Raw genomic sequence first — 13,371 nt, 5'->3', positions numbered from 1 at the left:
GGGGCGTCGCTGCAAGGCGAGGTCCCTTACCAAGAGAGAGAGTCGAGACGCCATGGCGGGACAGAAGATCCGCATCCGGCTGAAGTCGTATGACCACGAGGTCATTGACGTTTCAGCTCGGAAGATCGTTGAGACGGTGACGCGCGCAGGCGCGACGGTAGTCGGCCCGGTGCCGCTGCCCACGGAAAAGAACGTTTACTGCGTTATCCGGTCGCCGCACAAGTACAAGGACAGCCGTGAGCACTTTGAGATGCGCACGCACAAGCGTCTGATCGACATCATTGACCCCACGCCCAAGGCCGTCGACTCGCTCATGCGCCTCGACCTCCCCGCGGACGTGAACATCGAGATCAAGCTGTAAGGGAGAGAAGATAAATATGTCTACTTCACTTACACGCCAGGTCAAGGGCCTGCTGGCTACCAAGCTCGGCATGACCCAGGTCTGGGATGAGAACAACCGCCTCGTACCGGTAACGGTTCTGCAGGCTGACTCCAACGTCATCACCCAGCTGCGTTCAGCTGACGTCGACGGCTACAGCGCTGTCCAGATCGGCTTCGGCCAGATCGACCCGCGCAAGGTAACCAAGCCGCTCGCCGGACACTTCGAGAAGGCCGGCGTCACGCCTCGCCGCCACGTTGTTGAGCTGCGCACCTCAGATGCTGACTCCTACTCGCTCGGACAGGAACTGTCCGTTGAGCTGTTCGAAGCCGGCCAGCAGGTCGACGTCATCGGCAAGACCAAGGGTAAGGGCTTCGCAGGTGTCATGAAGCGCCACGGCTTCGCCGGTGTCGGTGCATCGCACGGTGCCCACAAGAACCACCGCAAGCCGGGTTCGATCGGTGGAGCATCCACCCCCAGCCGCGTCTTCAAGGGCATGCGCATGGCAGGCCGTATGGGCGCCGTTCGCCAGACCACGCTGAACCTCACGGTTCACGCTGTGGACGTCGAGAAGTCGCTGCTGCTGATCAAGGGCGCTGTCCCCGGCGCCCGCGGACAGGTCGTACTCGTACGCACCGCCGTGAAGGGAGCATAAGTAAATGGCTACCAACACTGTGAATGTTGATCTCCCCGCCGAGATCTTCGACGCACAGACCAACGTTCCGCTGCTGCACCAGGTTGTTGTGGCCCAGCTTGCTGCTGCCCGCCAGGGTACGCACAAGACCAAGACCCGCGCCGAGGTCAGCGGAGCCGGCCGCAAGCCGTTCAAGCAGAAGGGAACCGGTCGCGCCCGCCAGGGTTCGATCCGTGCCCCGCACATGACCGGTGGTGGCATTGTCCACGGCCCGACGCCGCGTGACTACAGCCAGCGCACCCCCAAGAAGATGAAGGCTGCCGCCCTGCGCGGTGCCCTGTCCGACCGGGCACGCAACGGCCGCATCCACGTCATCGAGTCCCTCGTCTCCGGCGAGAAGCCGTCCACCAAGGCTGCCCTGGCAGCTCTGCGTGGCGTCTCCGAGCGCGCCAACCTGCTGGTTGTCATCGAGCGTTCCAACGACGTGGCCGCACTGTCCGTGCGCAACCTCGCCGAGGTCCACACGCTGTACGTTGACCAGCTCAACACCTACGACGTGCTCGTGTCTGACGACGTGATCTTCACGAAGGCTGCCTACGACGAGTTCGTCGGTGCGGCACAGAACACTGAGGAGGACGCCAAGTGAGTGGCTCCATCGCAAAGGATCCCCGCGACGTCGTCATTGCACCCGTCGTGTCGGAGAAGAGCTACGGACTGATCGACGAAGGCAAGTACACCTTCCTGGTCGACCCGCGCTCTAACAAGACCGAGATCAAGCTGGCAGTGGAGAAGATCTTCTCCGTCAAGGTCGACTCGATCAACACCATCAACCGTGCCGGTAAGCGCAAGCGCACCAAATTCGGATGGGGACAGCGCAAGGACACCAAGCGCGCGATCGTCACCCTCAAAGAAGGCACGATCGACATCTTCGGCGGTCCGCTCAGCTAGGGCGGAGACCACTTTAACGAGGAACTGAAACATGGCAATCCTTAAGTACAAGCCGACAACCCCGGGCCGTCGTGGCTCGAGCGTTGCCGACTTCGCAGAAATTACACGGTCGACGCCGGAGAAGTCCCTGGTGCGTCCGCTCCCCAAGAAGGGCGGCCGTAACAACACCGGTAAGATCACCACCCGTCACAAGGGTGGTGGACACAAGCGTCAGTACCGTCTCATCGACTTCCGTCGTCACGACAAGGACGGCGTCAACGCCCGCGTTGCTGAGATCGAATACGATCCCAACCGCACCGCCCGCATTGCGCTCCTGCACTACGTTGACGGCACGAAGCGCTACATCATCGCGCCGAACAAGCTGAAGCAGGGCGACTTCGTTGAGGCCGGTCCCAACGCGGACATCAAGCCCGGCAACAACCTGCCGATGCGCAACATCCCCGTCGGTACGGTTATCCACGCCGTCGAGCTCCGCCCCGGTGGCGGTGCCAAGATGGCGCGCTCGGCCGGTGCTTCGGTCCAGCTCGTCGCCAAGGAAGGCCGCTTCGCACAGCTGCGCCTGCCCTCCGGTGAAATCCGCAACGTCGACGTGCGCTGCCGCGCAACGATCGGCGAGGTCGGCAACGCCGAGCAGTCGAACATCAACTGGGGCAAGGCCGGCCGCATGCGCTGGAAGGGCGTTCGCCCGACCGTCCGTGGTGTCGCGATGAACCCGGTCGATCACCCGCACGGTGGTGGTGAAGGCAAGACCTCCGGTGGACGTCACCCGGTCAACCCGAACGGTAAGGCCGAAGGCCGTACCCGCCGCCCCAACAAAGAAAGCGATTCGCTCATTGTGCGTCGCCGTCGTTCCGGCAAGAACAAGCGATAGGAGCCTGGAAACATGCCACGCAGCCTGAAGAAAGGCCCCTTCGTCGATCAGCACCTGTTCGTGAAGGTGGCCCGCGAGAACGAGAAGGGCACCAAGAACGTCATCAAGACCTGGTCCCGCCGTTCGATGATCATCCCCGACATGCTCGGCCACACCATTGCCGTGCACGACGGACGCAAGCACATTCCGGTGTTTGTCACCGAGTCGATGGTCGGGCACAAGCTCGGCGAATTCGCTCCCACGCGGACTTTCCGCGGCCATGTGAAGGACGACCGTAAGGGCAAGCGCCGCTAAGGCGCCTGTTTCTACGGCTAAGACGAGAGAAGGAAAGCAATGGAAGCCAAGGCTATTGCGCGTCATCTGCGCGTAACGCCTATGAAGGCCCGGCGCGTCGTCAACCTTGTTCGTGGCAAGCAAGCGAATGAGGCTCTGGCAATCCTGAAGTTTGCCCCCCAGGCAGCTTCGGAGCCGGTATTCAAGGTAGTTCAGTCGGCAGTCGCCAACGCACGCGTTCTCGCGGATCGCGACGGCGTTGCATTCGACGAGAGCGACCTCATCATCAGCGAAGCATTCGTCGATGAAGGCCCCACCATGAAGCGGTTCCAGCCGCGTGCACAGGGCCGCGCCTACCGCATCAACAAGCGGACGAGCCACGTCACTGTTGTTGTCGCAACCCCCGAGAAAGTGGAGGACCGCTAAGTGGGACAGAAAGTAAACCCGCACGGGTTCCGACTCGGCATCACCACTGACCACAGGTCACACTGGTTTGCTGACAGCAACAAGCCGGGCCAGCGCTACAAGGACTTCGTCCGCGAGGATGTCAAGATCCGCCAGCTCATGTCCGTGGGCATGGACCGCGCAGGCATCGCCAAGGTTGAGATCGAGCGCACCCGCGACCGCGTCCGCGTGGACATCCACACGGCACGTCCGGGCATCGTTATCGGCCGCCGCGGCGCAGAAGCTGACCGCATCCGCGGCGAGCTCGAGAAGCTCACCGGCAAGCAGGTCCAGCTGAACATCCTTGAGGTCAAGAACCCCGAGGTTGAGGCTCAGCTGGTTGCCCAGGGCATTGCAGAGCAGCTTTCTTCGCGTGTGGCTTTCCGCCGCGCCATGAAGAAGGCCATGCAGTCGGCACAGCGTGCCGGTGCCAAGGGCATCCGCGTGCAGTGCTCCGGCCGTCTGGGCGGCGCTGAAATGAGCCGTTCGGAGTTCTACCGCGAAGGACGTGTGCCCCTGCACACCCTGCGCGCGAACATCGACTACGGCTTCTTCGAGGCAAAGACCACCTTCGGCCGTATCGGCGTGAAGGTCTGGATCTACAAGGGCGACGTCACCGCCAAGGAATTGGCTGCGCAGGCAGCTGCTGCGCCGTCGCGTGGACGTGGCGGGGACCGCCCCGGACGCGGACCCGCCGGCGCTGACCGCGGTGACCGCCGTCGTCGTAATGCCGATCGCGGCCAGGGTGAGGCTACCGCCGCTCCCGCCGAGTCCGCACCGGCTGAGTCCGCTGCTGCAGCGGAAGGAGGACAGGCTTAAATGCTTATCCCACGTCGAGTGAAGTTCCGTAAGCAGCACCACCCCGGTCGTTCGGGCGCTGCTACCGGCGGCACGCAGGTCAGCTTCGGTGAGTGGGGTATCCAGGCTCTGAGCCCGGCATACGTCACCAACCGCCAGATCGAATCTGCGCGTATTGCAATGACCCGTCACATCAAGCGTGGCGGAAAGGTGTGGATCAACATCTACCCGGACCGTCCGCTGACCAAGAAGCCTGCTGAAACCCGTATGGGTTCCGGTAAGGGTTCCCCGGAGTGGTGGGTAGCCAACGTCAAGCCCGGCCGCGTTCTGTTTGAACTCTCCGGTGTCAATGAAGAGGTAGCTCGCGAGGCACTGCGCCTGGCGATCCACAAGCTGCCGTTGAAGGCACGTATCGTGCGTCGTGAGGGTGGTGAATAGTCATGGCACTCGGTTCAAAGGAACTGGCAACCGACCAGCTGGATGGGTTCGATAAGGACCGTCTGAAGGAGGAGCTTGCCAAGGCTAAGGAAGAGCTGTTCAACCTGCGCTTCCAGTCAGCCACCGGTCAGCTTGAGAACCACGGCCGCCTGCGCGCTGTGAAGCGGGACATTGCCCGCATCTACACCGTGCTGCGCGAGCGTGAGCTGGGAATTCGGCCTGACGTCGTTGCTCCGGTTGAGGAAGCAAAGACTGAGAAGGCCGGCAAGAAGTCGAAGAGCTCAAAGGCTGACTCCACGAAGGACGAGACGTCCGTGGAAACAAAGGCTTCTGAGGAGGATGCCAAGTGAGTGAAGAGAAGACTGAGGGAACCGTAGAGGCCACTGTGGCCCCGGCCCGCGGTTACCGCAAGACCCGCCGCGGCTACGTCGTGTCGGACAAGATGGAGAAGACCATCGTTGTCGAGGTTGAGGACCGTGTGAAGCACGGCCTCTACGGCAAGGTCATCCGTCGCACTTCCAAGGTCAAGGCCCATGACGAGCAGAACACCGCTGGTGTCGGCGACATGGTCCTGATCAGCGAGACCCGCCCGTTGTCCGCTACCAAGCGGTGGCGCCTGGTGGAGATCCTGGAAAAAGCAAAGTAAGCGAAGGCTACAGCTCTACCGCTTACAGCGCGCAGTCCCTCGCTCTTCGGAGCGGGGGACTGCTTGCGTTTTCAGATGTGCTAGGATATTGAGTTTGTGTGGTGCGCTATGTGCGCCACCGTGAAACCCTCGTAAACAATCGTGCTCAGACATAGTACTTCCCTGCGCCTGGCGTAAGCCGGGCTTCTGGAAAGCAAATGCCTCGGGCACGGGCGTTTAGGTCTGTTCTGGCCAAATCCAGGCGGGCCCAGAGACACCCCGATCAATCGTTCCGCAAGGCTCATTCCGTATGCAGTATTTCGGTCTGAGAACCGGCGCGACGCAAGGAGTAAATAGTGATTCAGCAGGAGTCGCGGCTCAAGGTCGCCGACAACACTGGTGCTAAGGAAATCCTTACCATTCGTGTTCTCGGCGGATCCGGACGTCGCTACGCAGGAATCGGTGACGTCATTGTCGCCACCGTTAAGGACGCTATCCCCGGTGGGAACGTCAAGAAGGGCGATGTGGTCAAGGCCGTCATCGTTCGCACCAAGAAGGAACGCCGCCGTGCGGACGGTTCCTACATCAAGTTCGACGAGAACGCAGCTGTCATCCTCAAGGGCGACGGCGATCCTCGTGGTACCCGTATCTTCGGCCCGGTCGGTCGCGAACTCCGCGACAAGCGCTTCATGAAGATCATCTCGCTGGCCCCGGAGGTGCTGTAGTTATGGCTCAGACCCGTTCGAAGCTGAAGATCAAGAAGGGTGACCTGGTTCAGGTCATCACCGGCGCCCGCCAGGACCGCGGCGGAGACCGCGGCAAGCAGGGCAAGGTTCTGAAGGTGTTCCCCGAGAGCAACCGCGTGCTGGTCGAGGGCATCAACCGCATCACGAAGCACACCAAGGTCGGTCAGTCGCAGCGCGGCACCAAGACCGGTGGCATCGAGACCGTTGAGGCTCCCATCCACATCAGTAACGTCGCAGTGGTGGACCCCGAGACCAAGAAGCCCACGCGCGTCGGCTACCGCACCGAGACTGTGGAGCGGGACGGCCGTGAGCGCACGGTCCGGATCCGCGTTGCCAAGGCATCAGGGAAGGATCTGTAATGACTGCTGAAGCCGTAGAAACCAAGATCACCCCCCGCCTGAAGGCCCGCTACGCCTCCGAGATCAAGTCGGCGCTGCAGGACCAGTTCAACTACAGCAACGTCAACCAGGTTCCGCGCCTGGTGAAGGTTGTTGTGAACATGGGTGTTGGAGATGCCGCCAAGGACTCCAAGCTCATCGACGGCGCTGTACGCGACCTCACCGCAATCACCGGCCAGAAGCCGCAGGTCACCAAGGCCCGTAAGTCCATCGCGCAGTTCAAGCTCCGTGAAGGCATGCCGATCGGTGCACACGCGACTCTGCGCGGCGACCGCATGTGGGAATTCGTCGACCGCCTGGTCACGCTGGCTCTGCCCCGTATCCGCGACTTCCGCGGTCTGAACGGACGCCAGTTCGACGGCAACGGCAACTACACCTTCGGCCTCACGGAGCAGTCCATGTTCCACGAGATCGACCAGGACAAGATTGACCGTGTCCGCGGTATGGACATCACCGTTGTGACCACCGCAAAGACCGACGACGAGGGCCGCGCACTGCTCAAGGCGCTTGGCTTCCCGTTCAAATCTGAAGACTAATTCAACTACGTTCCAGGTCCGCTCCGGTACGTGTCCAGCAGCTGCTGGTGATCCCCGGAGTCCGGAAACCGTTACGAGGAAGGGCTAGAGCCCAATGACAATGACAGATCCTGTAGCAGACATGCTCACGCGTCTGCGCAACGCCAACTCGGCATACCACGACACCGTGTCCATGCCGTACAGCAAGCTGAAGGCACGCGTTGCCGACATCCTGAAGGCCGAAGGTTACATCGCCGGCTGGAAGGAAGAAGAGGCTGAGGTAGGCAAGAAGCTCACCATCGACCTCAAGTTCGGTCCCGACCGTCAGCGCTCCATCGCGGGCATCCGGCGCATCTCCAAGCCGGGCCTGCGTGTATACGCAAAGTCCACCAACCTGCCGCACGTTCTGGGCGGGCTGGGCATTGCCATCCTGTCCACGTCTTCCGGTCTGCTCACGGACCGCCAGGCAGCCAAGAAGGGTGTAGGTGGGGAAGTCCTCGCCTACGTCTGGTAGCGGGAAAGGGAAAGAGAAAAATGTCACGTATTGGACGTCTCCCCATCACCGTGCCTGCAGGCGTGGAAGTCAAGGTTGACGGCAACGTCGTCTCCGTCAAGGGATCCAAGGGCGAGCTGAGCCACACTGTTGCCAGCCCCATCCAGGTTTCCCTCGAGGAAAACACCGTTACCGTTACCCGCCCCAACGACGAGCGTGAATCCCGCTCGCTGCATGGCCTGACCCGCACCCTGATCTCCAACATGATCATCGGTGTTACCGAGGGCTACAAGAAGAACCTTGAGATCGTCGGCACCGGTTACCGTGTGCAGGCCAAGGGTTCTGACCTGGAGTTCGCACTTGGCTACAGCCACCCCGTGGCTGTGAAGGCACCGGAGGGCATCACGCTCACCGTTGACAGCCCCACCAAGGTTTCGGTCTCCGGCATCAACAAGCAGCAGGTCGGCGAGGTCGCTGCGAACATCCGCAAGCTGCGCCGTCCGGACCCCTACAAGGGCAAGGGCATCCGCTACGCGGGCGAGGTTATCCGCCGCAAGGTCGGAAAGGCTGGTAAGTAACCATGGCACTGAGCATCAACAAGAAGCGCACCTCGAAGAGCAAGTCCGCCCAGCGCGGACGCCGCCACCTTCGGGTTCGCAAGCGCATTACCGGTACGGCTGTTCGTCCGCGCCTGGTGGTCAACCGTTCGGCACGTCACGTATTCGTGCAGGTAGTCGACGACACCAAGGGTGTCACCGTTGCATCGGCATCGACCCTCGAAGCAGATCTGCGTGCGTTCGACGGCGACAAGACCGCCAAGGCCAAGCGCGTCGGCGAGCTCGTTGCTGAGCGTGCAAAGGCTGCCGGTATCGAGGCAGTCGTGTTCGACCGTGGTGGCAACAAGTACCACGGCCGGATTGCCGCAATCGCAGACGGCGCACGTGAAGGTGGGCTGGCACTGTGACCGAGCAGAACAACGCAAAGGAAGCCTCATTGAATACTGCAACTGAAGCTCCCGCGGCAGAGTCCACCGAGACGACGTCGGCTACAGACGATCGCCGTGGCGGTCGCCGCGGTGAGCGTGGCGGACGCGGCGAAGGCCGCGGACGCGACGGCGGCCGTGGCGGTCGTGACGGCGGACGCGGCGACGACAAGGACAAGTTCGTAGAGCGCGTCGTGTCGATCAACCGTGTGGCAAAGGTCGTCAAGGGCGGCCGGCGCTTCAGCTTCACCGCACTCGTTGTTGTCGGTGACGGCAACGGCATGGTCGGTGTCGGCTACGGCAAGGCCAAGGAAGTTCCCTCGGCCATCTCCAAGGCTGTCGAGGAAGCCAAGAAGTCCTTCTTCAAGGTTCCCCGCATCGGCGGCACCGTTCCCCACCTGGTTCAGGGTGAGGCCGCTGCCGGCGTCGTGCTCCTTCGCCCCGCATCCCCGGGTACCGGTGTTATCGCCGGTGGTCCGGTGCGTGCGGTACTGGAGTGCGTCGGTATCCACGACGTTCTCTCGAAGTCGCTGGGATCCTCCAACGCCATCAACATTGTTCACGCAACCGTTGACGCGCTGAAGCGGCTCGAAGAGCCCCAGGCTGTGGCTGCACGCCGCGGACTGGCGCTGGACGAGGTTGCCTCCACGTCGATGCTGCGCGCAATGCAGGATCAGAAGGCAGGTGCGTAATGGCAACTCCGAAGCGTCTGGTTGCCAGCTCCGCAAAGCTGGAAATCACTCAGATCAAGTCCGTTATCGGCGGTAAGCAGAACCAGCGGGACACCCTTCGTTCACTCGGCCTGAAGCGGATCGGGCACACCGTTGTCCGCACCGCCGACGAGGTGACCGTGGGCATGGTCAACACGGTTCCGCACCTCGTGAAGGTTGAGGAGGCCAAGTAATGGCAGAGAAGAAGACGGTGGAGGAATCCACCGAGAGCACGCCTCGCGTTCACGCGCTGAAGGTTCACCACCTGCGTCCCGCCCCGGGTGCCAAGACCGCCAAGACCCGCGTTGGTCGTGGTGAGGGCTCCAAGGGTAAGACCGCCGGTCGTGGTACCAAGGGCACCAAGGCCCGCTACTCCGTCAAGGCAGGTTTCGCAGGTGGCCAGCTGCCGCTGCACATGCGTCTGCCGAAGCTGCGCGGCTTCAAGAACCCGTTCCGCGTTGAGTACCAGGTTGTAAACCTGGACAAGATCAACGAGCTCTACCCCGAGGGCGGCGAGGTGTCGGTTGACAGCCTGATCGCCAAGGGTGCTGTTCGCAAGAACCAGCTCGTCAAGGTCCTGGGCACGGGCGACCTGTCGGTGAAGGTGGACGTCAAGGTCCACGCTGTATCCGCCAGCGCTGCCGAGAAGATCACCGCCGCCGGCGGCTCGGTCTCGGCACTCTAGTTCAGAGATCGAGCTCCTCCGCCGCCTCCGTCCTCGGTGGGTTGCCTGAAAGGGCACACCGGAACGACGGCGGCGGGGGAGACCGACTGTGATCAAGCTTTTGAAGCAATTAGACTCTTGGTGGGCCGGGACCTCCGGCCCGCCAAGAGTTTGTTTCGTTTAACAGTCTCAGTCGCACATTCGGGTTCCCGCATGCCCGGTCCCAGCCGTTAGACTCGGTTGGTGTGTATTGCCCCTGGAGGGGCTTTGAATCTTATTCAGGAGGACGCTTGCTAAGCGCTATTGGCCGGGCTTTCCGGACGCCAGACTTGCGGCGCAAGCTGTTGTTCACGCTGGGAATCATCACCATCTTCCGTTTGGGTGCGTTTATCCCGGCGCCGGGTGTCGATTACGGCAATGTGCAGCAGTGTTTGCAGCTCGGCAATACAGAGGGCGGCCTCTACCAGTTCGTGAACCTGTTCAGCGGTGGCGCACTGCTGCAGGTTTCGGTCTTCGCTCTCGGCATCATGCCTTACATCACCGCCAGCATCATCACCCAGCTGCTGCGCGTTGTGATCCCGCGTTTCCAGGAACTTCACCAAGAAGGCGCCCAGGGGCAGGCCAAGCTGACGCAGTACACGCGGTACCTCACCATCGCCCTTGGGCTCCTGAACGCAACGACGCTGGTGTCGCTTGCGCGTTCGGGTGCCTTGCTCGGCAACTGTCCGGTGCCGATCATTCCCGATGACAGCCTGATCACGATCATCCTCCTCATCATCACCCTGACTGCCGGCACCGGCCTGATCATGTGGATGGGTGAGCTGATCACTGAGAAGGGCGTCGGCAACGGCATGTCCCTGCTCATCTTCACCGCTATCGCCGCAGGTTTCCCGACGTCGCTCGGTGAGATCCTTCGTACCCAGGGCTGGAACGTCTTCCTGGGAGTTCTGGTGATCGGTGTCTTCGTGGTCATGCTCGTGATCTTCGTGGAGCAGTCGCAGCGCCGTATTCCGGTCCAGTACGCCAAGCGCATGGTTGGGCGCCGCACGCTCGGCGGCAGCAGCACCTACATCCCGATCAAGGTGAACATGGCCGGTGTTATCCCGGTTATCTTCGCTTCGTCGATGCTCTACCTGCCGTCGTTGATTGCCCAGTTCAACACTCCGACGGACGGCCAGACTCCGCCGCCTGAATGGGTCAACTGGATCACCACCTACCTCACCACAGGTGACCACCCGCTCTACATGGCGCTTTACTTCGCGATGATCGTGTTCTTCACGTACTTCTACGTGGCGATCACCTTCAACCCGGAGGAGGTGTCGGAAAACATGAAGAAGTACGGCGGCTTCATCCCCGGCATCCGTGCCGGCCGCCCCACGGCGGAGTACCTCCAGTACGTCCTGTCCCGCATCACCTTGCCGGGCGCCATTTACCTCGGCATTGTTGCGCTCATTCCGTTGATCGCGCTCGTAGCCATCAATGCGAACCAGAACTTCCCGTTCGGTGGAACCTCCATCCTCATCATGGTGGGCGTCGGCCTCGAGACGGTGAAGCAGATTGACGCGCAGCTGCAGCAGCGCCACTACGAAGGGTTATTGCGATGACACGTATGCTCATCATTGGACCGCCCGGGTCCGGAAAAGGCACGCAGGCGGCTCGGATTTCCGAGCGGTTGGGTGTAGTCGCCATCTCCACAGGAGACATCTTCCGGGAGAACGTCAAGAACCAGACGCCGCTTGGTGTCGAGGCGAAGAAGTACATGGACGCCGGGGACTTCGTGCCCGACAGCGTCACCAACAACATGGTCCGTGCTCGGCTGAACGAGGACGACACCCTGGACGGGTTCCTCCTCGACGGATACCCGCGCACTGCAGCCCAAGTGGCCGAGCTGGATGACATCCTCCAGCAGAACGAGCTGGCGCTCGACGTCGTCCTGCAGCTGACTGCCGACGATGAGGAGCTGGTGAAGCGACTCCTGAAGCGTGCCCAGCTTGATGGCCGTTCGGACGACAACGAGGTTGTCATCCGCCACCGTCTGGATCTGTACCACGAGCAGACCGAGGCCGTCGTTTCGCAGTACGAGGCCCGCGGCATCGTCACCCGTGTCGACGGCATCGGCGCCATCGACGAGGTCACTGACCGCGTCATGTCCGCGCTGAAGGTGACCCAGTAGCAGATGATGTTTCGCCAGCAGCGGGTTGAGTACAAGACACGCGACCAGATCCGGATCATGCGGGAAGCGGGCCTGGTGCTCTGCGACGCCCTCGACCAGACGGTCGCCGCCGCACGCGTAGGCGTGTCAACCCGCGAGCTCGACGCAGTGTTCGCCGGCGTTCTCAAGGACGCCGGCGCCACGTCGAACTTTCTGGGATACCACGGCTTCCCGAACAGCATCTGCACCTCGGTGAACCACGAGGTTGTCCATGGCATCCCGGGCGACTATGTCCTGCAGGACGGCGACATCATCTCCATCGACGGCGGTGCCGTAGTTCGGGGCTGGCATTCGGACTCTGCCCGCACCGTCATTGTCGGTACCCCGCGTCCTGAGGACGTTCGCCTGTCTACGGTGACCGAGGAAGCCATGTGGCGGGGGATAGCTGGACTGGCCAAGGGCCGTTATGTCGGTGACATCGGAGCTGCGATCGATGACTACGTTTCCGCGCAGCCCGGGCCCGCGCTCGGAATCCTGCAGGACTATGTGGGGCATGGCATCGGCACACAGATGCACCAGTCGCCCGACGTCCTGAACTATCGCACCAGCCACCGCGGTCCGAAGATCAAGCCCGGCCTCTGCCTGGCGATCGAACCGATGCTCGTACAGGGTCGCCTTGAGACTGCTGTCCTAGAGGACGACTGGACAGTGGTCACCGTTGACGGCAAGCGCGCCTGCCAGTGGGAGCACACTGTGGCAGTGCACGACGGCGGCATCTGGGTTCTCAGCGCGGCCGACGGCGGTGCCGCCAAGCTCGCTGAGCTCGGCGTGACTGTAGCTCCGCTCGACTAGCCGTTCGGCTAACTGGATCAGCGATTTAACTTATCGCGCGCCGTAGCGTACAGTTGATTGCTGGTTGTCTCTACTTCTGCGCCCTTTCGCGCCCACTGGCGGATCAGGTATTCCATACAGAATTCCTGGGCCTGGTGCGTGGGAAGCGGCTGCAAGTTCAAACGATCAAAACCCAAAACCGTTCGCTACGCAAGTAGCGGCACCAAAGTTAGCGGAGGATATGGCCAAGAAAGACGGTGTCATTGAGATTGAAGGCACTGTGAACGAGGCTCTGCCCAACGCGATGTTCCGCGTTGAGCTTGCCAACGGACACATTGTTCTCGCCCACATCTCGGGAAAGATGCGTCAGCACTACATTCGAATCCTCCCCGAGGACCGGGTGGTAGTGGAGCTTAGCCCTTACGACCTCACCCGCGGTCGTATTGTCTACCGCTACAAGTAAACGGTTC

The 13,371-nt window shown here is 61.8% G+C and carries 24 protein-coding genes; all 24 read left to right on the top strand.

Annotation, left to right across the window (positions count from 1 at the left end; genetic code table 11):
• The first annotated feature begins 52 nt into the window (after positions 1 to 52).
• The 24 genes from rpsJ to infA all read left to right on the top strand — a co-directional run bounded on the left by rpsJ (position 53) and on the right by infA (position 13,364).
• Positions 53 to 361 carry a 30S ribosomal protein S10 gene (gene rpsJ / locus GC088_RS11445; protein WP_003803825.1) on the top strand — a complete coding sequence of 103 codons (309 nt, stop codon included), beginning with the start codon at positions 53 to 55 and terminating at the stop codon, positions 359 to 361.
• A gap of 16 nt (positions 362 to 377) precedes the next feature.
• The gene (gene rplC / locus GC088_RS11440; RefSeq protein ID WP_323959129.1) at positions 378 to 1,034 is read left to right on the top strand and encodes a 50S ribosomal protein L3; all 657 of its coding nucleotides are present in this window, start codon (positions 378 to 380) and stop codon (positions 1,032 to 1,034) included.
• A 4-nt stretch (positions 1,035 to 1,038) separates the two neighbouring features.
• Positions 1,039 to 1,659 (top strand): 50S ribosomal protein L4, encoded by a 621-nt coding sequence (rplD, locus tag GC088_RS11435; RefSeq protein WP_323959128.1) that lies wholly within the window; start codon positions 1,039 to 1,041, stop codon positions 1,657 to 1,659.
• Positions 1,656 to 1,961 (top strand): 50S ribosomal protein L23, encoded by a 306-nt coding sequence (gene rplW, locus GC088_RS11430; protein WP_309071300.1) that lies wholly within the window; start codon positions 1,656 to 1,658, stop codon positions 1,959 to 1,961. Before rplD ends, rplW begins: the two co-directional genes overlap by 4 nt.
• 31 nt (positions 1,962 to 1,992) lie before the next feature.
• Positions 1,993 to 2,832, top strand: coding sequence for a 50S ribosomal protein L2 (gene rplB / locus GC088_RS11425; RefSeq protein WP_323959127.1), 840 nt, complete (start codon positions 1,993 to 1,995; stop codon positions 2,830 to 2,832).
• Positions 2,833 to 2,844: 12 nt separating this feature from the next.
• On the top strand, positions 2,845 to 3,126 hold the full coding sequence (rpsS, locus tag GC088_RS11420; protein WP_003803803.1) for a 30S ribosomal protein S19: 282 nt from the start codon (positions 2,845 to 2,847) through the stop codon (positions 3,124 to 3,126).
• 39 nt (positions 3,127 to 3,165) lie between these two features.
• Positions 3,166 to 3,531, top strand: a complete 366-nt coding sequence (gene rplV / locus GC088_RS11415; RefSeq protein WP_323959126.1) for a 50S ribosomal protein L22 — start codon at positions 3,166 to 3,168, stop codon at positions 3,529 to 3,531.
• Complete coding sequence (gene rpsC / locus GC088_RS11410) at positions 3,532 to 4,368, top strand: 30S ribosomal protein S3 (protein ID WP_323959125.1); 837 nt, start codon at positions 3,532 to 3,534, stop codon at positions 4,366 to 4,368.
• Positions 4,369 to 4,785 carry a 50S ribosomal protein L16 gene (gene rplP / locus GC088_RS11405; protein ID WP_026545657.1) on the top strand — a complete coding sequence of 139 codons (417 nt, stop codon included), beginning with the start codon at positions 4,369 to 4,371 and terminating at the stop codon, positions 4,783 to 4,785.
• A gap of 2 nt (positions 4,786 to 4,787) precedes the next feature.
• Positions 4,788 to 5,135 carry a 50S ribosomal protein L29 gene (gene rpmC / locus GC088_RS11400; protein ID WP_323959124.1) on the top strand — a complete coding sequence of 116 codons (348 nt, stop codon included), beginning with the start codon at positions 4,788 to 4,790 and terminating at the stop codon, positions 5,133 to 5,135.
• On the top strand, positions 5,132 to 5,431 hold the full coding sequence (rpsQ, locus tag GC088_RS11395) for a 30S ribosomal protein S17 (protein WP_323959123.1): 300 nt from the start codon (positions 5,132 to 5,134) through the stop codon (positions 5,429 to 5,431). The genes rpmC and rpsQ overlap by 4 nt, the downstream gene beginning before the upstream one ends.
• 335 nt (positions 5,432 to 5,766) lie before the next feature.
• Complete coding sequence (gene rplN, locus GC088_RS11390; RefSeq protein WP_026545654.1) at positions 5,767 to 6,135, top strand: 50S ribosomal protein L14; 369 nt, start codon at positions 5,767 to 5,769, stop codon at positions 6,133 to 6,135.
• A 2-nt stretch (positions 6,136 to 6,137) separates the two neighbouring features.
• The gene (gene rplX / locus GC088_RS11385) at positions 6,138 to 6,515 is read left to right on the top strand and encodes a 50S ribosomal protein L24 (RefSeq protein WP_323959122.1); all 378 of its coding nucleotides are present in this window, start codon (positions 6,138 to 6,140) and stop codon (positions 6,513 to 6,515) included.
• On the top strand, positions 6,515 to 7,090 hold the full coding sequence (rplE, locus tag GC088_RS11380; protein ID WP_323959121.1) for a 50S ribosomal protein L5: 576 nt from the start codon (positions 6,515 to 6,517) through the stop codon (positions 7,088 to 7,090). The genes rplX and rplE overlap by 1 nt, the downstream gene beginning before the upstream one ends.
• A 94-nt stretch (positions 7,091 to 7,184) precedes the next feature.
• Positions 7,185 to 7,583 carry a 30S ribosomal protein S8 gene (gene rpsH / locus GC088_RS11375; protein ID WP_167994165.1) on the top strand — a complete coding sequence of 133 codons (399 nt, stop codon included), beginning with the start codon at positions 7,185 to 7,187 and terminating at the stop codon, positions 7,581 to 7,583.
• Between the two features lie 20 nt (positions 7,584 to 7,603).
• On the top strand, positions 7,604 to 8,140 hold the full coding sequence (rplF, locus tag GC088_RS11370; protein ID WP_323959120.1) for a 50S ribosomal protein L6: 537 nt from the start codon (positions 7,604 to 7,606) through the stop codon (positions 8,138 to 8,140).
• 2 nt (positions 8,141 to 8,142) lie between these two features.
• Positions 8,143 to 8,526, top strand: a complete 384-nt coding sequence (gene rplR / locus GC088_RS11365) for a 50S ribosomal protein L18 (RefSeq protein ID WP_323959119.1) — start codon at positions 8,143 to 8,145, stop codon at positions 8,524 to 8,526.
• The gene (gene rpsE, locus GC088_RS11360) at positions 8,523 to 9,236 is read left to right on the top strand and encodes a 30S ribosomal protein S5 (RefSeq protein ID WP_323959118.1); all 714 of its coding nucleotides are present in this window, start codon (positions 8,523 to 8,525) and stop codon (positions 9,234 to 9,236) included. The genes rplR and rpsE overlap by 4 nt, the downstream gene beginning before the upstream one ends.
• Complete coding sequence (gene rpmD / locus GC088_RS11355; RefSeq protein ID WP_323959117.1) at positions 9,236 to 9,448, top strand: 50S ribosomal protein L30; 213 nt, start codon at positions 9,236 to 9,238, stop codon at positions 9,446 to 9,448. Before rpsE ends, rpmD begins: the two co-directional genes overlap by 1 nt.
• Positions 9,448 to 9,939 (top strand): 50S ribosomal protein L15, encoded by a 492-nt coding sequence (rplO, locus tag GC088_RS11350; RefSeq protein ID WP_323959116.1) that lies wholly within the window; start codon positions 9,448 to 9,450, stop codon positions 9,937 to 9,939. The genes rpmD and rplO overlap by 1 nt, the downstream gene beginning before the upstream one ends.
• 269 nt (positions 9,940 to 10,208) lie before the next feature.
• A complete protein-coding gene (secY, locus tag GC088_RS11345) occupies positions 10,209 to 11,522 on the top strand; it encodes a preprotein translocase subunit SecY (protein WP_323959115.1) in 1,314 nt (437 codons plus the stop codon).
• Positions 11,519 to 12,091: an adenylate kinase gene (locus GC088_RS11340; RefSeq protein WP_323959114.1), complete on the top strand. Its 573-nt coding sequence runs from the start codon at positions 11,519 to 11,521 to the stop codon at positions 12,089 to 12,091. The genes secY and GC088_RS11340 overlap by 4 nt, the downstream gene beginning before the upstream one ends.
• A gap of 3 nt (positions 12,092 to 12,094) precedes the next feature.
• Complete coding sequence (gene map / locus GC088_RS11335; RefSeq protein ID WP_323959113.1) at positions 12,095 to 12,922, top strand: type I methionyl aminopeptidase; 828 nt, start codon at positions 12,095 to 12,097, stop codon at positions 12,920 to 12,922.
• Between the two features lie 220 nt (positions 12,923 to 13,142).
• Positions 13,143 to 13,364, top strand: a complete 222-nt coding sequence (gene infA, locus GC088_RS11330; RefSeq protein WP_019481515.1) for a translation initiation factor IF-1 — start codon at positions 13,143 to 13,145, stop codon at positions 13,362 to 13,364.
• The last annotated feature ends 7 nt before the right edge of the window (positions 13,365 to 13,371 follow it).

The sequence above is a fragment of the Arthrobacter sp. JZ12 genome (genome assembly GCF_035189165.1).
Taxonomy (GTDB): Bacteria; Actinomycetota; Actinomycetes; order Actinomycetales; family Micrococcaceae; genus Arthrobacter_D.
Note: the sequence above shows the minus strand (reverse complement) of the source record. Positions and strands in the feature narration are given on the sequence as shown.